The sequence below is a fragment of the Microbacterium sp. Cr-K20 genome (assembly GCF_000708325.1).
Lineage (GTDB): Bacteria > Actinomycetota > Actinomycetes > Actinomycetales > Microbacteriaceae > Microbacterium.
Map to the genome: position 1 here is coordinate 1 of NZ_JARE01000062.1, position 19195 is coordinate 19195.

At 65.2% G+C, this 19195-nt stretch carries 12 protein-coding genes and 3 rRNA genes; 7 read left to right on the forward strand and 8 right to left on the reverse strand.

The genetic code is table 11. The annotated features are described in order from the left end of the window. Window positions 1-240 precede the first annotated feature (240 nt). The 3 genes from GZ67_RS0115125 (at window position 241) to rrf (ending at window position 5524) form a co-directional block, all read left to right on the forward strand. Window positions 241-1764, forward strand: a 16S ribosomal RNA gene (locus tag GZ67_RS0115125). 430 nt (window positions 1765-2194) lie between these two features. Continuing rightward, window positions 2195-5299 (forward strand): 23S ribosomal RNA (locus GZ67_RS0115130). Window positions 5300-5407: 108 nt separating this feature from the next. Continuing rightward, a 5S ribosomal RNA gene (gene rrf / locus GZ67_RS0115135) occupies window positions 5408-5524 on the forward strand. The 16S, 23S and 5S rRNA genes sit together here, the layout of an rRNA operon. Window positions 5525-5661: 137 nt before the next feature. On the opposite strand, the gene GZ67_RS0115140 is transcribed toward rrf, so the two are convergent. Continuing rightward, a complete protein-coding gene (locus tag GZ67_RS0115140) occupies window positions 5662-6444 on the reverse strand; it encodes an IclR family transcriptional regulator (RefSeq protein WP_029262073.1) in 783 nt (260 codons plus the stop codon). A 58-nt stretch (window positions 6445-6502) separates the two neighbouring features. Between GZ67_RS0115140 and hutH the strand changes: the two genes are divergently transcribed. From hutH to hutI, 3 genes are read left to right on the forward strand one after another with little or no spacing between them, the layout of a single operon-like run. Then, complete coding sequence (gene hutH / locus GZ67_RS0115145; protein ID WP_029262072.1) at window positions 6503-8044, forward strand: histidine ammonia-lyase; 1542 nt, start codon at window positions 6503-6505, stop codon at window positions 8042-8044. Next, window positions 8037-9701, forward strand: a complete 1665-nt coding sequence (hutU, locus tag GZ67_RS0115150; protein ID WP_029262071.1) for a urocanate hydratase — start codon at window positions 8037-8039, stop codon at window positions 9699-9701. Before hutH ends, hutU begins: the two co-directional genes overlap by 8 nt. Before the next feature lie 34 nt (window positions 9702-9735). Continuing rightward, the gene (hutI, locus tag GZ67_RS0115155) at window positions 9736-10899 is read left to right on the forward strand and encodes an imidazolonepropionase (RefSeq protein WP_029262070.1); all 1164 of its coding nucleotides are present in this window, start codon (window positions 9736-9738) and stop codon (window positions 10897-10899) included. 19 nt (window positions 10900-10918) lie between these two features. Here hutI and GZ67_RS0115165 read toward each other — a convergent pair whose 3' ends face one another. Then, complete coding sequence (locus GZ67_RS0115165; RefSeq protein ID WP_029262069.1) at window positions 10919-11851, reverse strand: agmatinase family protein; 933 nt, start codon at window positions 11849-11851, stop codon at window positions 10919-10921. A gap of 1 nt (window position 11852) precedes the next feature. Beyond that, on the reverse strand, window positions 11853-13130 hold the full coding sequence (locus tag GZ67_RS0115170; protein WP_029262068.1) for a DUF445 domain-containing protein: 1278 nt from the start codon (window positions 13128-13130) through the stop codon (window positions 11853-11855). A gap of 34 nt (window positions 13131-13164) precedes the next feature. Between GZ67_RS0115170 and GZ67_RS0115175 the strand changes: the two genes are divergently transcribed. Continuing rightward, complete coding sequence (locus tag GZ67_RS0115175) at window positions 13165-13437, forward strand: metal-sensitive transcriptional regulator (RefSeq protein ID WP_029262067.1); 273 nt, start codon at window positions 13165-13167, stop codon at window positions 13435-13437. Window positions 13438-13489: 52 nt separating this feature from the next. On the opposite strand, the gene GZ67_RS0115180 is transcribed toward GZ67_RS0115175, so the two are convergent. The 5 genes from GZ67_RS0115180 to GZ67_RS20605 form a co-directional block, all read right to left on the reverse strand. Then, window positions 13490-14884 carry an aspartate aminotransferase family protein gene (locus GZ67_RS0115180; RefSeq protein WP_029262066.1) on the reverse strand — a complete coding sequence of 465 codons (1395 nt, stop codon included), beginning with the start codon at window positions 14882-14884 and terminating at the stop codon, window positions 13490-13492. Further along, on the reverse strand, window positions 14881-15348 hold the full coding sequence (locus GZ67_RS0115185; protein WP_029262065.1) for an Lrp/AsnC family transcriptional regulator: 468 nt from the start codon (window positions 15346-15348) through the stop codon (window positions 14881-14883). Before GZ67_RS0115185 ends, GZ67_RS0115180 begins: the two co-directional genes overlap by 4 nt. A gap of 86 nt (window positions 15349-15434) precedes the next feature. Continuing rightward, window positions 15435-16595 carry an acyl-CoA dehydrogenase family protein gene (locus GZ67_RS0115190; protein ID WP_029262064.1) on the reverse strand — a complete coding sequence of 387 codons (1161 nt, stop codon included), beginning with the start codon at window positions 16593-16595 and terminating at the stop codon, window positions 15435-15437. Further along, window positions 16592-17350 (reverse strand): alpha/beta fold hydrolase, encoded by a 759-nt coding sequence (locus GZ67_RS0115195; RefSeq protein ID WP_029262063.1) that lies wholly within the window; start codon window positions 17348-17350, stop codon window positions 16592-16594. The genes GZ67_RS0115190 and GZ67_RS0115195 overlap by 4 nt, the downstream gene beginning before the upstream one ends. 118 nt (window positions 17351-17468) lie before the next feature. Further along, the coding region (locus GZ67_RS20605; RefSeq protein ID WP_036303471.1) for a hypothetical protein at window positions 17469-19195 on the reverse strand (1727 nt) is incomplete at its 5' end.

Below are 19195 nucleotides of genomic sequence, written 5' to 3' on the forward strand. Positions count from 1 at the left end.
CGGGCCTGGCTGTGATGGCTGGGTCGTGGGAGCATCCGATCCTTGAGAACTCAACAGCGTGCACTTGTCAAATGCCAAATTATCCTCGTCTCCACTTCGGTGGGGGTGAGAATTCCTTTGGATCAAAGACCAACTCCTTTCGGGGGGTTGGCAATGGATGAAGTCAGCAATGAATTTGTCTCTTTGGTCAGCATCAAACTCGCTGCGTCATCGTTTTCCCGGTGTCGTATGCATTTCTTTTTTACGGAGAGTTTGATCCTGGCTCAGGATGAACGCTGGCGGCGTGCTTAACACATGCAAGTCGAACGGTGAACACGGAGCTTGCTCTGTGGGATCAGTGGCGAACGGGTGAGTAACACGTGAGCAACCTGCCCCTGACTCTGGGATAAGCGCTGGAAACGGCGTCTAATACTGGATATGTGACGTGACCGCATGGTCTGCGTCTGGAAAGAATTTCGGTTGGGGATGGGCTCGCGGCCTATCAGCTTGTTGGTGAGGTAATGGCTCACCAAGGCGTCGACGGGTAGCCGGCCTGAGAGGGTGACCGGCCACACTGGGACTGAGACACGGCCCAGACTCCTACGGGAGGCAGCAGTGGGGAATATTGCACAATGGGCGCAAGCCTGATGCAGCAACGCCGCGTGAGGGACGACGGCCTTCGGGTTGTAAACCTCTTTTAGCAGGGAAGAAGCGAAAGTGACGGTACCTGCAGAAAAAGCGCCGGCTAACTACGTGCCAGCAGCCGCGGTAATACGTAGGGCGCAAGCGTTATCCGGAATTATTGGGCGTAAAGAGCTCGTAGGCGGTTTGTCGCGTCTGCTGTGAAATCCGGAGGCTCAACCTCCGGCCTGCAGTGGGTACGGGCAGACTAGAGTGCGGTAGGGGAGATTGGAATTCCTGGTGTAGCGGTGGAATGCGCAGATATCAGGAGGAACACCGATGGCGAAGGCAGATCTCTGGGCCGTAACTGACGCTGAGGAGCGAAAGGGTGGGGAGCAAACAGGCTTAGATACCCTGGTAGTCCACCCCGTAAACGTTGGGAACTAGTTGTGGGGTCCATTCCACGGATTCCGTGACGCAGCTAACGCATTAAGTTCCCCGCCTGGGGAGTACGGCCGCAAGGCTAAAACTCAAAGGAATTGACGGGGACCCGCACAAGCGGCGGAGCATGCGGATTAATTCGATGCAACGCGAAGAACCTTACCAAGGCTTGACATATACGAGAACGGGCCAGAAATGGTCAACTCTTTGGACACTCGTAAACAGGTGGTGCATGGTTGTCGTCAGCTCGTGTCGTGAGATGTTGGGTTAAGTCCCGCAACGAGCGCAACCCTCGTTCTATGTTGCCAGCACGTAATGGTGGGAACTCATGGGATACTGCCGGGGTCAACTCGGAGGAAGGTGGGGATGACGTCAAATCATCATGCCCCTTATGTCTTGGGCTTCACGCATGCTACAATGGCCGGTACAAAGGGCTGCAATACCGCGAGGTGGAGCGAATCCCAAAAAGCCGGTCCCAGTTCGGATTGAGGTCTGCAACTCGACCTCATGAAGTCGGAGTCGCTAGTAATCGCAGATCAGCAACGCTGCGGTGAATACGTTCCCGGGTCTTGTACACACCGCCCGTCAAGTCATGAAAGTCGGTAACACCTGAAGCCGGTGGCCTAACCTTTTTGGAGGGAGCCGTCGAAGGTGGGATCGGTAATTAGGACTAAGTCGTAACAAGGTAGCCGTACCGGAAGGTGCGGCTGGATCACCTCCTTTCTAAGGAGCATCTGACACCTCCGGGTGTCCAGAACCCAGATCGAAGGCATACGTTCTTCGCTGGGAGCTCATGGGTGGAACATTTGACATGGTGTGAAGGATGTTGTTCTTCTTTAGTACGTCGGGTCTTCGGATCTGGTGGGAACGGGGAGGGTGGCGGATGTCGCACCTGCACGCTGTTGGGTCCTGAGGGACCGGATGCGCACTGGCCTTTGGGTCGAGTGCACAGTCGGTTACTCTGGGCCTCTTTCTGTTTCCCCTTTTGTGGGGTTGTGGATGGGGGCACCGCCCGTACTTTGAGAACTACACAGTGGACGCGAGCATCTTGCAGCTGGCTTCGGTCAGTTGCACAAGATGATCTTAAAGATCATTAGTCAATTTCAGATTCCATCTTCGGGTGGGGTCGAGTTTTTGATTCAAACTCATGTGATTTCAAGTCTTTAAGAGCAAACGGTGGATGCCTTGGCATCTGGAGCCGAAGAAGGACGTAGCAATCTGCGATAAGCCTCGGGGAACTGATAAGCAAGTTTTGATCCGAGGGTGTCCGAATGGGGAAACCCCGCTGGGCGGCGTGCCGACCTAGTGACTCCCGCCTGAATATATAGGGCGGGTAGAGGGAACGTGGGGAAGTGAAACATCTCAGTACCCACAGGAAGAGAAAGCAACCGCGATTCCGTTAGTAGTGGCGAGCGAAACCGGAACAGGCTAAACCTAGCGTGTGTGATAGCCGGCAGGTGTTGCACGTTGGGGGTTGTGGGACTTTTCAGTCATCTCTGCCGAGGTGGCGGCGTTACAAGAAGGTATAGACGAACGGTCTTGAAAGGCCGGTCATAGAGGGTGCCAACCCCGTAGTCGAAATGCCTCTCTTGGCGCGAAGAGTATCCCAAGTAGCACGGGGCCCGTGAAATCCCGTGTGAATCTGTCAGGACCACCTGATAAGCCTAAATACTCCCAGATGACCGATAGCGGACAAGTACCGTGAGGGAAAGGTGAAAAGTACCCCGGGAGGGGAGTGAAATAGTACCTGAAACCGTTTGCTTACAAACCGTTGGAGCCTCCTTAGTAGGGGTGACAGCGTGCCTTTTGAAGAATGAGCCTGCGAGTTAGCGATATGTGGCGAGGTTAACCCGTGTGGGGTAGCCGTAGCGAAAGCGAGTCTGAATAGGGCGATTCAGTCGCATGTCCTAGACCCGAAGCGAAGTGATCTATCCATGGCCAGGTTGAAGCGACGGTAAGACGTCGTGGAGGACCGAACCCACTTAGGTTGAAAACTGAGGGGATGAGCTGTGGATAGGGGTGAAAGGCCAATCAAACTTCGTGATAGCTGGTTCTCTCCGAAATGCATTTAGGTGCAGCGTTGCGTGTTTCTTGCCGGAGGTAGAGCTACTGGATGGCCGATGGGCCCTACAAGGTTACTGACGTCAGCCAAACTCCGAATGCCGGTAAGTGAGAGCGCAGCAGTGAGACTGTGGGGGATAAGCTTCATAGTCGAGAGGGAAACAACCCAGACCACCAACTAAGGTCCCAAAGCGCGTGCTAAGTGGGAAAGGATGTGGAGTTGCCTTGACAACCAGGAGGTTGGCTTAGAAGCAGCCACCCTTGAAAGAGTGCGTAATAGCTCACTGGTCAAGTGATTCCGCGCCGACAATGTAACGGGGCTCAAGCACGCCACCGAAGTTGTGGCATTGACATTATTGGTAGGCCTTCGTGGTCCAGCCGTGTTGATGGGTAGGAGAGCGTCGTGTGGCCAGCGAAGCGGCGGTGTGAACCAGCCGTGGAGGCTACACGAGTGAGAATGCAGGCATGAGTAGCGAATGACGTGTGAGAAACACGTCCTCCGAAAGACCAAGGGTTCCAGGGTCAAGCTAATCTTCCCTGGGTAAGTCGGGACCTAAGGCGAGGCCGACAGGCGTAGTCGATGGACAACGGGTTGATATTCCCGTACCGGCGAAGAACCGCCCAAGCTAATCCAGTAGTGCTAAGTGTCTGAATCCCAGTGACTGATCCCTTCGGGGTGACGCTCTGGGCCTAGCGCACGACCCCATTCTGGTGCGGTTAGCGTATTAACAGGTGTGACGCAGGAAGGTAGCCCAAGCCAGGCGATGGTTGTCCTGGTGCAAGTGCGTAGGCCGAGTCGTAGGCAAATCCGCGATTCATTAAGGCTGAGACACGATGCGGATAAAAAGTGGGTGATCCTATGCTGCCAAGAAAAGCATCGACGCGAGGTTCTAGCCGCCCGTACCCCAAACCGACTCAGGTGGTCAGGTAGAGAATACCAAGGAGATCGAGAGAATCGTGGTTAAGGAACTCGGCAAAATGCCCCCGTAACTTCGGGAGAAGGGGGGCCTTCGGCGTATAGGGATTTACTCCCGAAAGCGTTTGGAGGCCGCAGAGACTAGTGGGTAGCGACTGTTTACTAAAAACACAGGTCCGTGCCAAGTCGCAAGACGATGTATACGGACTGACGCCTGCCCGGTGCTGGAAGGTTAAGAGGACCGGTTAGCCGTAAGGCGAAGCTGAGAATTTAAGCCCCAGTAAACGGCGGTGGTAACTATAACCATCCTAAGGTAGCGAAATTCCTTGTCGGGTAAGTTCCGACCTGCACGAATGGCGTAACGACTTCCCAACTGTCTCAACCGCGAACTCGGCGAAATTGCATTACGAGTAAAGATGCTCGTTACGCGCAGCAGGACGGAAAGACCCCGTGACCTTTACTACAGCTTGGTATTGGTGTTCGGTGTGGCTTGTGTAGGATAGGTGGGAGACTTTGAAGCATGGACGCTAGTTCGTGTGGAGTCATTGTTGAAATACCACTCTGGTCACTCTGGATATCTAACTTCGAACCGTAATCCGGTTCAGGGACAGTGCCTGGTGGGTAGTTTAACTGGGGCGGTTGCCTCCCAAAAAGTAACGGAGGCGCCCAAAGGTTCCCTCAACCTGGTTGGCAATCAGGTGTCGAGTGTAAGTGCACAAGGGAGCTTGACTGTGAGACTGACAGGTCGAGCAGGGACGAAAGTCGGGACTAGTGATCCGGCAGTGGCTTGTGGAAGCGCTGTCGCTCAACGGATAAAAGGTACCTCGGGGATAACAGGCTGATCTTGCCCAAGAGTCCATATCGACGGCATGGTTTGGCACCTCGATGTCGGCTCGTCGCATCCTGGGGCTGGAGTAGGTCCCAAGGGTTGGGCTGTTCGCCCATTAAAGCGGTACGCGAGCTGGGTTTAGAACGTCGTGAGACAGTTCGGTCCCTATCCGCTGCGCGCGTAGGAAATTTGAGAGGATCTGACCCTAGTACGAGAGGACCGGGTTGGACGAACCTCTGGTGTGTCAGTTGTTCCGCCAGGAGCACCGCTGATTAGCTACGTTCGGGATGGATAACCGCTGAAAGCATCTAAGCGGGAAGCCGGCCTCAAGATGAGATTTCCATACCTTCGGGTGAGAGGCTCCCAGCCAGACTACTGGGTTGATAGGCCAGATGTGGAAGTGCAGTAATGCATGCAGCTGACTGGTACTAATAAGCCGATGACTTGATAACACACCGTTTGTTGGTGCTACGCGTCCACTGAGTGGTTCTCGATGTACGGTCGAGAACCGCATAACAACAATGACTTTGTTATGTGTTTGATTGAAACATCAATAGTGTTTCGGCGGCCATAGCGTGAGGGAAACGCCCGGTTACATTCCGAACCCGGAAGCTAAGCCTCACAGCGCCGATGGTACTGCAGGGGGGACCCTGTGGGAGAGTAGGACACCGCCGGACTCCTTTTAGACAAAATGGCCACCCATCGATGGGTGGCCATTTTGCGTTCACGCCGAAGCTTTTGCGTGATGAGAACAGGAGAGCCATCCCTCGCGGGGTGGCTCTTCTGCGTTAACCCGCGCCGCGACGTCGTTGCTTCACCGCTTCAGACGAGCCTCGAGCATGGCTGCGCACTCCTGTACAGCTGCGGCCAGAAGGTTCTCGTCCAGATCCATGCGACCCCACGTCACGGCGACAGCGGCCACCGGCCATCCGGCAGCGTCGATCACCGCGGCGCCCACGCTGCGCAGGCCATCCGCGATCTCGCTGTTCTCTGTCGCGTACCCTCGTGAGCGCACCTCGCGGAGGAGCTCTCGCAGCTCTCGTGGTGAGCGCGGCCCGAGCCCCGTCCGGTCGGGGAACGCCGACAGATCCGGGTACAGGGCCCGCACCTGCTCACGGGGGAGAGCAGCGAGCATCGCTCGCCCCGACGCGGTGAGGTGCGCGGGGAGCCGTACACCGACATCTGTGACGAGAGCGGGCCGACGTGGTGCCCGCTCCTCGACGATGTAGAGCACATCGCCCCCGCTCATCACCGCAAGGTGCGCGCTTTCGCCCAGTCGGTCGGAGAGCGCGGCCACGAGAGGTCGGCCTCTCCGCGCAAGTGGCTGCTGGCGCGCATACCCGCCGGCGAGTTCGAACGCTGACGTTCCCAGGCCCCACCGTCGCTCCTCGCGCAGGTGAAGCACGAATCCGTGAGCGGCCAGGGTGGTGAGGAGGTGGTAGACCGTCGACCGCGGCAGATCGAGCTCGCGCGCGATCGCCGACGCCGCCACCGGAGCGGGCCGACCGGCGAGAAAACTCAGGATGCGGAGCGTGTTGTCTGCCGCAGGTACCTGCGTGCCGACGACCGGTGATGCATCGGGGTTGTCTGGGATCACAGACAAAGCATCGCACGAACGGGTGCCGCTCACGACACGTCGGGTGTGGAATCGAGTCATGACTGTTCCTGTTCCCGTTGTCATCGGAGCGGCCCCGCTGTCTCCTGCCGATGTCGTCGCCGTCGCCCGCCACGATGTCCCCGTGCAGATCGACGCGGATGCTCTCGGCCGCGTCGCAGAGACCCGTCGCGTGATCGACGGCCTCGCGGCCGACCCGCATCCGCACTACGGAGTCTCGACGGGATTCGGCGCCCTCGCGACCACCTTCATCGCCCCCGACCGGCGCCTGCAGCTGCAGGCCAGCCTGATCCGCTCGCATGCTGCCGGCACAGGAGCCGAGGTCGAGCGCGAGGTCGTCCGCGGCCTCCAGCTCCTGCGGCTGCAGACCCTCGCCTCGGGACGCACGGGTGTGCGCCCGGTCGTCGTCGACACGTATGCGGCCATGCTGAACTCCGGAATCACCCCCGTCGTGCGTGAGTACGGGTCGCTCGGGTGCTCCGGCGATCTCGCCCCCCTCGCGCACATCGCCCTCGCCGCGATGGGCGAAGGTGAGGTCCGCGACGCATCGGGTGCTCTCGTCCCCGCGTCCGAAGCGCTCGCGACGGCGGGGATCGTACCGCTCGTGCTTGTCGAGAAGGAGGGTCTCGCCCTCATCAACGGCACCGACGGCATGCTCGGCATGCTGGTGCTTGCCCTGCACGACCTCGAGATGCTCTTGCTCACTGCCGACGTGGCTGCGGCGATGTCGGTGGAGTCGCAGCTCGGTACCGACGCGGTCTTCGCCGCCGACCTCATGGCCCTGCGCCCGCAGACGGGGCAGACCGCATCCGCCGGTAACCTTCGGGCGCTGCTGACGGACTCCCCGATGGTCGCCAGCCACAAGGGGCCCGAGGACGGGCGCGTGCAGGACGCCTATTCGCTGCGTTGCTCACCCCAGGTGCACGGTGCGGCCCGCGACACGCTCGCGCACGCAGCGATGATCGCCGGCCGCGAGCTTGCCAGCGTCATCGACAACCCGGTCATCACCGTGGACGGACGCATCGAGTCCAACGGCAACTTCCACGGCGCCCCGGTGGCTGCCGTCCTCGACTTCCTCGCCATCTCGGTCGCCGACGTCGCGTCGGTGTCGGAGCGCCGGACCGACCGCGCGCTGGATCCGGCACGCAGTCACGGCCTCCCTCCGTTCCTCGCCGACGAGGTGGGCGTCGACTCGGGCCTCATGATCGCGCAGTACGCGGCCGCGGGCATCGTCTCCGAGCTGAAGCGCCTGGCGGTGCCGGCATCCGTCGATTCGATCCCATCGTCCGCCATGCAGGAGGACCACGTCTCGATGGGGTGGGCCGCCGCGCGCAAGCTGCGCCGTGCGATCGACGGCCTCGGCCGCGTGCTCGCGATCGAGATCCTCACCGGCGCTCGCGCCCTCGATCTGCGCGCCCCGCTGCAGGCAGGACCCGCGACCGGCGCCGTACGCGACCTGGTTCGCACGGTCGCCGCCGGCCCCGGCCCCGACCGCTTCCTCTCCCCGGAGATGGAAGCGGTCACCGCCCTCGTCCAGTCGGGCGACGTCGCCCGCATCGCAAAGGAGCACATCGATGGCTGAGAACACGACCGCTGGGCCGCGTGCCGTCCGCGCTGCGCGCGGAAACACACGCACCGCGAAGAGCTGGGGCGCTGAAGCCGCCAAGCGCATGCTGATGAACAACCTCGACCCCGAAGTGGCCGAGCACCCCGAGGACCTCGTCGTGTACGGCGGGACGGGCAAGGCCGCCCGCAGCTGGGAGGCCTACGACGCGATCGTGCGCACTCTCGACGAGCTCGAACCCGACGAGACGCTGCTCGTGCAGTCGGGCAAGCCGGTCGGCGTCTTCCGCACCCACGAGTGGGCGCCGCGCGTGCTCATCGCCAACTCGAACCTGGTGGGGGACTGGGCGAACTGGCCGGAGTTCCGCCGTCTCGAGGAACTCGGCCTCATCATGTACGGGCAGATGACCGCCGGCTCCTGGATCTATATCGGCACCCAGGGCATTCTGCAGGGGACCTACGAGACGTTCGCCGCAGTGGCGCGCTCCCTCGGTCGGGATTCCCTGCGCGGCACCCTCACCCTCACCGGCGGTGCCGGTGGCATGGGCGGGGCCCAGCCCCTGGCGGTCACCATGAACGACGGCGCGGTGCTGATCGTCGACGTCGACGAGTCACGTCTCGCTCGGCGGGTGGCGCACGGCTATCTCGACGAGTACACGACCGACCTCGACGCGGCTATCGCACGGGTCGTCGCCGCGAAGGAGGCCGGTGAGGCGCTCTCGGTCGGTGTCGTCGGCAACGCGGCCGAGGTCTTCCCCGAACTGCGGCGCCGTGGCGTGCCGATCGACATCGTGACCGATCAGACCAGCGCGCACGATCCGCTCGCGTACCTCCCGATCGGGATCGGCGTCGAGGAGTGGAAGGCCGAAGCCGAGCGCGACGCCGAGGAGTTCACTCGCCGGTCGCGCGAATCCATGGCGGCACATGTCGAGGCGATGGTCGCGTTCCAGGACGCGGGAGCTGCCGTGTTCGACTACGGCAACTCGATCCGCGCCGAGGCGCAGCTGGGCGGCTTCGACCGGGCCTTCGCGTTTCCCGGATTCGTGCCGGCCTACATCCGTCCGCAGTTCGAAGAGGGGCGCGGTCCGTTCCGCTGGGCGGCTCTCTCCGGAGACCCCGAAGACATCTACAAGACCGATCGCGCCATCGCCGAACTCTTCCCCGAGGACGCGGCCCTGCACCGCTGGCTGGAGAAGGCCGCGGAGAAAGTGCACTTCGAGGGCCTTCCCGCACGCATCTGCTGGCTCGGCTACAAGGAGCGGCACCTCGCGGGGCTCAAGTTCAACGAGATGGTCGCGTCGGGCGAACTCTCGGCGCCGATCGTGATCGGACGGGACCACCTGGACTCGGGCTCGGTCGCCTCGCCGTACCGCGAGACCGAGGCCATGAAGGACGGCTCCGATGCCATCGCCGACTGGCCCCTGCTGAATGCGCTGCTGAACACGGCATCCGGTGCCTCCTGGGTATCGCTGCATCATGGAGGCGGTGTCGGCATCGGCCGCTCGATCCACGCGGGTCAGGTGACCGTCGCCGACGGCTCGGCCCTCGCCGCGGAGAAGCTCGAACGGGTGCTCACCAACGACCCGGGCACCGGTGTGATGCGCCACGTGGATGCCGGGTACGAGCACGCCCGCGAGGTCGCGCGCGAGCGCGGCCTGAACATCCCGATGCTCTGACACACTCGAAGGATCTCGAACGGGAGGAACGGCGATGCGCACGCTGCTGACCAACATCGCAGAACTCACCACCAATATCGCCGCCGATGGCGACCCCTGCGGAACGCTGAGCGATGCGGCCGTCCTGATCGAGGACGACAGGATCGACTGGGTCGGCGCGGCGGCGGATGCGCCGGCGGCCGACGCGACGGTGGATGCCGGCGGCCGGGCCGTGATCCCCGGATTCGTCGACAGCCACAGCCACCTGGTGTTCGCGGGCGACCGCGCGGCGGAGTTCGAGGCGCGCATGGCGGGGCAGAAGTACGCCGCCGGCGGCATCCGCTCCACCGTCGCCGCCACCCGGGCAGCGAGTGACGAGGAGCTGCGCGCGCGACTCCGCGGGTTCCTCGCCGAGATGCTCGCGCAGGGGACGACCACCGTCGAGGTCAAGAGCGGCTACGGGCTGAGTGTCGCCGACGAGGAACGGCTCGTGCGTCTGGCGGCGGAGGTCACATCGGAGGTGACCTTCCTCGGCGCGCACGTCGTTCCCGCGGAGTACGCCGACCGCCCGGATGAGTACGTGGACCTGGTCACGGGCCCCATGCTCGACGCCTGTGCACCGCACGCGAAGTGGATCGACGTGTTCTGCGAGACCGGCGCATTCACCGTGGCGCAATCACGGCGGGTGCTCGAGGCGGGGATGGCGCGCGGACTCGCGCCCCGCGTCCATGCGAGCCAGCTCGGACCGGGCGACGGCGTGCGCCTCGCGGTCGATCTGGGCGCAGCGTCCATCGACCACGGCACTTACCTGACGGACGCCGACATCGACGCGCTCGCCCAGAGCTCCACCGTCCTCACGCTGCTTCCGGGAGTCGAGTTCTCGACCAGACAGCCCTACCCCGACGCGCGACGCCTGATCGATGCGGGCGTCACCGTGGCCCTCGCCTGCGACACGAATCCGGGATCGAGCTTCACCTCGTCGATGCCGTTCTGCATCGCGATCGCTGTGCGCGACATGGGCATGACTCCGGCCGAAGCCGTCTGGGCGGCGACCGCAGGGGGCGCCCGTGCGCTGCGGCGCGACGACGTCGGGACCATCGCCCCCGGAGCCCGCGCCGACCTCGTGCTGCTCGATGCCCCCACCCGCGTGCATCTCGCGTACCGCCCAGGCGTGCCCCTGGTGCGTCAGGTGTGGAAGGACGGCACGACCGTCGTGTGAGTCGTCGCCGTCGTGTGAGTCACCGACGGGCGGCGAGACCGGCGAGCAGTTCGAGCACGCACAGCGCCGCGAGCCGGACCGTGCGGGCATCCTCGGCATCGGCCGTCGCGTCGACCTCGGCGATGTCGGCGCTCACGACGCGGGGATCCGCGGCCACGGCACGGGTCAGCGCGCGCAGCTCCCATGCCTGGAGCCCGCCCGGCACACTCGCGGGGCAACCCGGTGCGACCGAGCGGTCGCACACGTCCACGTCGATGTCGAGGTGCACGCGGGAGTCCTCACCGGCGCCCGCGATCTCCAGGGCCTCCGCGACCACGTCGTCGACGCCGCGACGGCGCAGCTCGTCGAGGGTGATCACCCGGATGCCCCACTCAGCGGCACGCTGCGCGTAGGCGGCGGAGTTCGCGAAGTCGGCGATGCCGATCTGCACGATCCTGGACGGATCGATGCGCGCGGTGCCGAGCGACGACGCGGCAGGCACGTCTTCGACGAGGCGGCGCACCGGCGTGCCGTTGGAGATCCCGTCGCGAAGGTCGAAGTGCGCGTCGAAGGTGATCAGCCCGGTCGCCTGGGCGCCGAGGGCCACCGGATACGTGAGCGAGTTGTCGCCGCCGAGCGCGATCACGAGGTCCGTGGCGTCGGCGAGGTCGCGCACGCGGGAGATCACCCTCGCCTCGCCGGCGGACCCGTCGGGGTCGGTCACGTCTCCGGCGTCGGCGATGCGCAGCACGTCATCGAGTTCGACCACGGGCGGGCCCATCAGGGCGGTTCCATAGCGGGGGAGCGCCTCGCGGATCGCGGTCGGTGTCGCGTGCGCACCGGTCGGCGACAGTGATGTACGCCAGGTCGGGACGCCGAGCAGTGCCGCATCGGCTGTGCCGCTGAAGGCGGGCCAGGATCCGGCGCGCCGCCAGAGCGGGTCGTGACTCAGCTGTCGGGATGCGGGTGCCATGTCAGACTCCGGGGATCAGGGCGTGGGCGATCGTGAAGATGGCGAGGCCGGCGAGGGCGCCGACGAACGTGCCGTTCAGGCGGATGTACTGCAGGTCGCGTCCGACCATGAGCTCGATCTTCTCCGTGGTCTCGGCCGGGTCCCAGCGCTCGACGGTGTCGGTGATGATCGACGCGATGTCGTGGCGGTAGCGGTCGACGAGGAAGACGGCGGCATCGGACACCCAGGTGTCCACGCGGTTCTGCAGCGCGGCATCCGTCGTCAGGCGTTCGCCGACCTCCTGCAGCGCCTGCACCGCGCGTCGGCGCAGACCGCTCTCGGGGTCGGCGAGAGCGGCGAGCAACCCGTTCTTCGCGGTGTTCCACGCCTCGGCGGCCAGGGCACCGACCCGAGGGCTGTCGAACAGCGACGCCTTCGCGTTCTCGAGCTTGGCGCGGGTGGCGGGGTCGTTCTGCAGGTTGTCGGCGAGGCGGCCGAGGTAACCGTCGACGGCGATGCGCGCGGGGTGCCGCGGGTCGGCCTGCACGGCGTGGACGAACTTGATCGCCTCGTTGTAGACGGTGTCGTCGACGAAGCGATGCGCGAGCTTCGGGACCCAGCCGGGAAGGCGCCGCGAGACGAGGCCCGAGAAGGACTCGGCATTGGCCTCGAGCCAGCGTCCGATGCTGTCGACCGCGAGATCGACGGCGCCGTGATGTGCATCGGCCTCGACGATCTTCTCGAGCCACGCGCCCGCGGGCGGGCCCCACTCCGGAGCGACGAGGTGCTCGCGCGCGAGGTCGGTGATGAGGTCGCGCACGTCGTCGTCGCTCAGTGCGTTGAGCACCGCCGTCGCGATGGTCGCCCCCTCGGCGCCGACGCGCTCGGCGTGCGGAGCCTCACGCAGCCACTCACCGGCACGGAGGGCGATCCGCGTGCTCGACAGCTTGGTGCGCACGACATCGCCTGCCAGGAAGTTCGTCTCGACGAACTCGCCGAGGCTCCGGCCGATCTCGGCCTTGCGGCTCGGGATGATCGCGGTGTGCGGGATCGGCAGTCCCAGCGGGCGGCGGAACAGCGCGGTCACGGCGAACCAGTCCGCGAGCGCGCCCACCATGCCGCCCTCTGCCGCGGCGCGGACATAGGCCAGCCAGTCGAACCGCTGCTGGAAGGCGAAGGCGAACACGAAGACCACGGCCATGAACAGCAGAGCTCCGAGGGCGACGGCCTTCATGTGGCGGAGCGCGCGCAGGCGTTCCTGATCAGCGGGCGAGAGCTGCGTCATCGGTGTTCGCGGCATGACGTCATCCTTTCACGGGCGGTAGCCTCGAGACGTGATCGAAGACATCAAGAAGCGCGCCCTGCACCGCACCAGCATCCTCGAGGGGCAGATGCGCGGCGTCGCGCGGATGATCGAGAACGAGGAGTACTGCATGGACATCATCACGCAGTCGCGTGCGATCCAGCGTTCCCTCGAGTCGCTGAACCGGCTGCTGCTCGAGAACCACCTCCGCACGCACGTCACCCACATGTTCGATGCGGGTGGAGACGAACGCGACAAGGCCGTGGTCGAGCTGCTCAAAGCCTTCGACTTCGACTCCAAGTAGCCGGTTCTCGTCCGCCCACCTGCGACGGGCTCGGACGGCTCGACTCGCCCCGCTACAGCACCGACTGCGCGCGCGTCAGCACATCGCGGAGGATCTGCTCGATCTCGCGGAACTCGGCCGGCCCGACGGTGAGCGGTGGGGCGAGCTGGATGACGGGGTCGCCACGGTCGTCGGCGCGGCAGTACAGGCCCGCCTCGAACAGCGCGGGGGAGAGGAACCCACGCAGCAGCCGCTCGGACTCGGCGCCGTCGAAGGTCTCCTTGGTGGCCTTGTCCTTCACGAGCTCGATGCCGAAGAAATACCCGTCCCCCCGCACGTCGCCGACCATGGGCAGGTCGAGCAGCTTCTCGAGCTCGGCGCGGAACAGCGGAGAGTTCTCGCGGACATTCGCGTTGAGTCCCTCCTCGTCGAAGATGTCCAGGTTCTCCAGGGCGACTGCTGCGGAGACGGGGTGACCGCCGAACGTGTAACCGTGCGGGAACGAGACGTCTCCCTTCGAGAACGGCTCGTAGATGCGGTCGCTGACGATCGTCGCACCGATGGGGGAGTATCCGCTCGTCATGCCCTTGGCGCACGTGATCATGTCGGGCACGTAGCCGAGGCCCGTGCAGGCGAACGTGTGGCCGAGGCGCCCGAAGGCGCAGATGACCTCGTCCGACACGAGGAGCACGTCATGGCGGTCGCAGATCTCGCGGACGCGCGCGAAGTAGCCGGGAGGCGGCGGGAAGCAGCCGCCGGAGTTCTGCACCGGCTCGAGGAACACCGCGGCGACCGTGTCGGCACCCTCGAACAGGATCATCTCCTCGACGCGGTCTGCCGCCCAACGCCCGAAGGCCTCGAGGTCGTCGGCGGGCGCGCCCATCTCGGCCGCGCGGTAGAAGTTGGTGTTCGGCACGCGGAAGCCGCCAGGGGTGACCGGCTCGAACATCGACTTCATCGCCGGGATGCCGGTGATCGCCAGCGCTCCCTGCGGGGTGCCGTGGTACGCGACCGCCCGGGAGATCACCTTGTGCTTGGCGGGCTTCCCCTGCAGCTTCCAGTAGTGCTTCGCGAGCTTGAACGCGGTCTCGACGGCCTCGCCGCCGCCCGTGGAGAAGAAGACTCGGTTGAGGTCGCCCGGAGCCTCGTCCGCGAGACGGTCGGCCAGCTCGATCGCCGCCGGATGCGCATACGACCACAGCGGGAAGAACGCCAGCTCGGATGCCTGCGCGGCGGCCGCCTCGGCCAGCCTTCGCCGACCGTGCCCGGCGTTCACCACGAACAGGCCGGCGAGGCCGTCGAAGTACTCCTTGCCCTTCGCGTCCCAGATCCGATGGCCGTCGCCTTTGACGATGATCGGGACACCGGACGCGGCCATCGTGGACTGCCGGGCGAAGTGCATCCAGAGATGGTCCTTCGCCATCGTCTGCAGCGCGGACTCCGACGGGATGGTGCGTGCGGTGTTCATCTGGTCCCCCAGTTGTAGAGCTGCTTCTGCAGCTTCGCGTAGATGAAGGTCTCGGTGGAGAGGACGCCGTCGATCGGGCGGATGACGTCGTTGATCAGAGACAGCAGGTCGTCGTCATCCTCACAGACCACCTCTGCGAGGACGTCGAAGGAGCCGACCGTGATGACGACGTAGTCGACGGCATCGATCGCCGCCACGGCCTCGGCGACGTGTCGTGTATCTCCCGACACGCGGATGCCGATCATCGCCTGCCGGGGAAAGCCGAGCTGCATCGGATCGGTGACCGCGACGATCTGCATCACCCCGGACTCCGTCAGCCGCTGCACGCGCTGCCGTACGGCGGCCTCGCTCAGGCCGACCACACGACCGATGTCGGAATACGAGCGGCGTCCGTCTTCCTGGAGCAGCTCGATGATCGTCTTGGAGATCGCGTCGAGTGTGGGATTCTTCTTCACCGGACCCATGGTGCGATCTTCGCACTCGTCACTGCGTCAGGCAACCGATTCCGCGGTCGCGACGTGCTTCATCGACGGAACCGGCGGGAATGCGCTCAGGACTCGATCGGACCCAGCAGTGCGCTCGCCGCAGTGGAATGCGCGGATTCGGGGTCGGAGGGGTGGAAGGCACCCGCCAGCACGTCGCGATACAGCCGGGACAGCTCGTTCGCCGAGAAGTAGGAGCCACCACCCGCCACGAGCATCGCCTCGTCGACGACGTGCTTGGCCATCGTGATCGCGCGGTGCTTGACGCCCGAGAGCAGCGGGAACCAGCGCGCCCCGTTGTCGACACGACCGTCGACGTCGCGGGCGAGCGCCGCGATCTGCGGAGGCAGCGCGTCGTACGCGAGCCCCATGTCAGCGATGCGCCAGCGGATGTCGGGGTCCTGGCTGTATGCCAGCCCGGTCTTCTTCGAGTGCCGCTTCTGCGCGGTGGCGATCGCCAGCTCGAGTGCGCGCCGGGCGATGCCGGTGTACACCGAGGCCAGGAGGATCTCGAACACCGAGAAGATGCCGAACACGATCGGGTCGGGGCTGGGACCGGGATCGATGCGGCGCACCACGTGCGCGGCATCCGCCACTGCACCGTTCAGCCGCGTGGTGCGGCTCTGCGTTCCGCGCATGCCCAGGGTGTCCCAGTCATCGGAGGTGGTGACGGCATCCGTCCGCTCCACGAACGCGAACACCAGCTTCGGCGCGTCGGGGCTCGTGGTGTCGAGGCCGTGCAGGCCGAGCCGCGTCCACACCGGGGCGAGCGAGGTGAAGATCTTGGTACCGGTGAAGGCGTAGCCACCGCTCCCGTCGGGCACGGCGGCGGTGTCGCTGCCGAACAGGACCAGGTCGTTGCCGCCCTCGCTGATGCCGAAGGCGAAGACCTCGCCGGCGACCGCGCCGTCCTGCACGAACTCGAGGCCCGGAACGCCGCGGTCGGAGAACACCTTCGCCACCCCGGTCCACACCAGGTGCATGTTGATGGCCAGCGCCGTCGCCGGAGCGGCACCCGCCAGTCGCTGCTGAAGGAGCGCGGCCTCGGCGAGTCCGAGCCCGGCACCGCCGTGTTCGGTGGGCACCAGGATCGACAGGTAGCCGGCGGCGCGCAGCTCGTCGAGGTCCTGCCGGGGGAAGGTGTTCTCGCGGTCGTGGATCGGCGCGCGCTCCCTGATTCGTTCGAGAAGGTCGTCGGGCAGGAAGGCCGTGGGATCGAACGTGCTCATGCGAGTGCCTCCAGAAGCTGACGGACGGATTCGTCCGGGCGATCACGGTGCAGCGAATGTCCTGCACCCTCGACGACGGACAGGGTGATCAGCGGATTCGCGGCGAGGACTTCCGCGGCGAGGTCCCCGGTGAAGATGCTGTAGACCGCGGGATCGGCGCCGATCACGTGCGTCGGCACGGTGAGGCGCGCGGCGTCGGCACGCACATCCCACGGCTGGTTCTGGACGCTGGTCTGCTCCACCGCCCAGGCGCTGGCGCGCAGGACGGCGTCGACTTTGAGCTCCTGGTCCTGCGGATGCCAGTGCGGGTGCTCCTGCTGCACGACCTCGAGCCGGGTGTCGGCGAAGGCGCGCTCCTGGCTCCGGCGGACGATGGCCGCGTCGCGTCCGTCGACATGGATCGCGGGATCGATGAGCACGAGGCGTCGCGTCCATTCGGGGGAGGATGCCGCCGCGACCGTGCTCGCCGCGCCACCGAGGGAGTGGCCGATGACCGCGTCCCAGGATCCGCCGTCCTCCGGAGGGGTGGCGGCGAGGTCGGCACCGTAGGCGGCGACGGAGTAGTCGAGGGAGCGCGGGGCGTCGCCGTGGCCCCGGAGATCGACGGCCGTGGCATGCCATCCGGCGTCGGCGAGAGCATCACCCAGGCGCCACATCAGCGCGCCCGAAGAGCCGAGACCGTGGACCAGAAGGGCCCGCCGAGAGGCCGACGGAGAACCCCAGGCGAGGCGGGGCAGCGTGAGCGGTGCAAGCATGGCACCAGCCTACGACCGGGAGCGATGTCCGTCTCCGGAAGCGCCCGAGCAGCTCCGACCCGAGCAGCACAGAGGGGATGCACCCGGGCGGATGCATCCCCTCTGCCGGTCGGTCCGGTCAGTCGGTGCTGATCGCGATCAGGCCCGAGGGGAACCGGTCACGCGCCGACACGTAGATCTCGCCGTCGGTGGGGTTCACCGAAACGCCGTAGACCTTGTTGCCGTAGGCATGAGCGCTCAGACGGGCGACCAGCGAGAGGTCGTCGGTCGAGTAGACCGACACCCCGCTCGCATCGAAGGTTGCCGACTGGTGTCCGGCGATGAGCCGTCCGCTCGCGGTGTCCACAGCCAGCGAGCGCAGGTCGGCGTTCGCCATCGGGATGGTCCCGACGAGCTCCCACGTTCCGCCCGCGAACACCCGCACACCGTCGGTCGAGCCCTCGGCGTCCGCCGTGCCGACGTAGAGGCGGTCGTTCACCCCGTCCCAGGCGACGCCATGCGAACGCCAGGGCGACGCGCCCGCCGGTGTGACGGTGATCGGCGCCCCCGTCGCGGCATCCATGATCTCTACACCCGACCCGCGCGTGGCTCCGAACACCAGGCCCGCCTCGGGGTCGACGTCGATGCCGCGCACGTTCGCCGTGAACGCGTACGGACCGCGCTTCAGGTCGCCGCTGGCCGCGTCCATCACGAGCCACTGGTTCGAGTAGGCGACGTACAGCTCACCCGTCGACTCGTCGAGCGCGACGTCTCGCACACCCTCGTCTCCCGCGGTGGGAGCCGGCACGTCGAGCGTTCGCACCAGGGCGTCCGTCTCCGGGTCGATCTCCCAGACGCGCGCCGGGCGCATCTCGTTGCCGACGAAGAGATTCCCGGTACGACTGTCGACGGCCGATCCGACCGGTCGATCGTCCGACTCGGGGACGTCGGTCGCCGAGGGGATCACGGCCAGCGAACGGGCCGTGAACTCCGGGGTATCCGGGTCGGTCGGGTCCGTGGGATCAGTCGGGTCCGTGGGATCCGTCGGATCCGTCGGATCCGTCGGATCAGTCGGGTCCGTGGGATCGGTCGGGTCCGTGGGATCGACCTTGCGGATGCTGACGGTGACGGCGGCCGAGGTGAGTTCCTCTCCTGGCGGGTTGAGGCGGAAGTCGCGGTTGGAGACGAACACGCGTTGGTGCTCCTCGTCGACCGTGATGCCGTAGCCGTCCTTGCCGTACTTCGGCCCCGCGAAGTCGCCGAGCAGTGCGCCTGTCGCCAGGTCATGCACGGAGAACCCGCCGCGGTCAGCCGTCGTGCCGGTGTAGCCGACGTAGAGCAGGCCGTTCGTCGAGTCGATGTCGACCTGACGGGGGTTGGCCCTGCTCGTGCGCTCCCACAGCTTGGCGAACCCGTTCGACGCGTCGAAGGCCTCCAGATTGATCACGTCCGTGAGGTCGTGGAACTTGGTGCTGATGACGGTGCCGGTGGTGGGGTCGGCGGCGACGTAGTAGGCGTCTGCGGTGCCGTTGATGACTCCGAGGGAGGCTCCGGTGTCGGCGTCGAGGACTTCGATGCCGCGGGAGGGGACGGCGACGTAGACGTGTCCGAGTTTCGGGTCGACGTCGATCGAGCGGTTGGACTCGATGGTGGGGAAGGGTCCTCGGACGACTTGTCCGAAGGTGTCGGGGGCGATGGATACGACGAGCCAGTTGCGGTTCTGCTGTCCGACGTAGAGGAGGTTCTTCTCGTCGTCGATGCCGATGTCGCGGATGTTCTCCGGCAGTGTCATCTCGCCGAGGACCTTGTCGGTGTCGGGGTCGATCTCGAAGATCTTCCGGCTGTTCTGGTCGCCCAGGTACAGCA

Coding starts and splice junctions, on each gene's coding strand:
- hutH (WP_029262072.1), top strand. CDS start 6,503: ATGACTGTTCCTGTTCCCGTTGTCATCGGAGCGGCCCCGCTGTCTCCT.
- hutU (WP_029262071.1), top strand. CDS start 8,037: ATGGCTGAGAACACGACCGCTGGGCCGCGTGCCGTCCGCGCTGCGCGC.
- hutI (WP_029262070.1), top strand. CDS start 9,736: ATGCGCACGCTGCTGACCAACATCGCAGAACTCACCACCAATATCGCC.
- GZ67_RS0115165 (WP_029262069.1), bottom strand. CDS start 11,851: ATGGCACCCGCATCCCGACAGCTGAGTCACGACCCGCTCTGGCGGCGC.
- GZ67_RS0115170 (WP_029262068.1), bottom strand. CDS start 13,130: ATGCCGCGAACACCGATGACGCAGCTCTCGCCCGCTGATCAGGAACGC.
- GZ67_RS0115180 (WP_029262066.1), bottom strand. CDS start 14,884: ATGAACACCGCACGCACCATCCCGTCGGAGTCCGCGCTGCAGACGATG.
- GZ67_RS0115185 (WP_029262065.1), bottom strand. CDS start 15,348: ATGGGTCCGGTGAAGAAGAATCCCACACTCGACGCGATCTCCAAGACG.
- GZ67_RS0115190 (WP_029262064.1), bottom strand. CDS start 16,595: ATGAGCACGTTCGATCCCACGGCCTTCCTGCCCGACGACCTTCTCGAA.
- GZ67_RS0115195 (WP_029262063.1), bottom strand. CDS start 17,350: ATGCTTGCACCGCTCACGCTGCCCCGCCTCGCCTGGGGTTCTCCGTCG.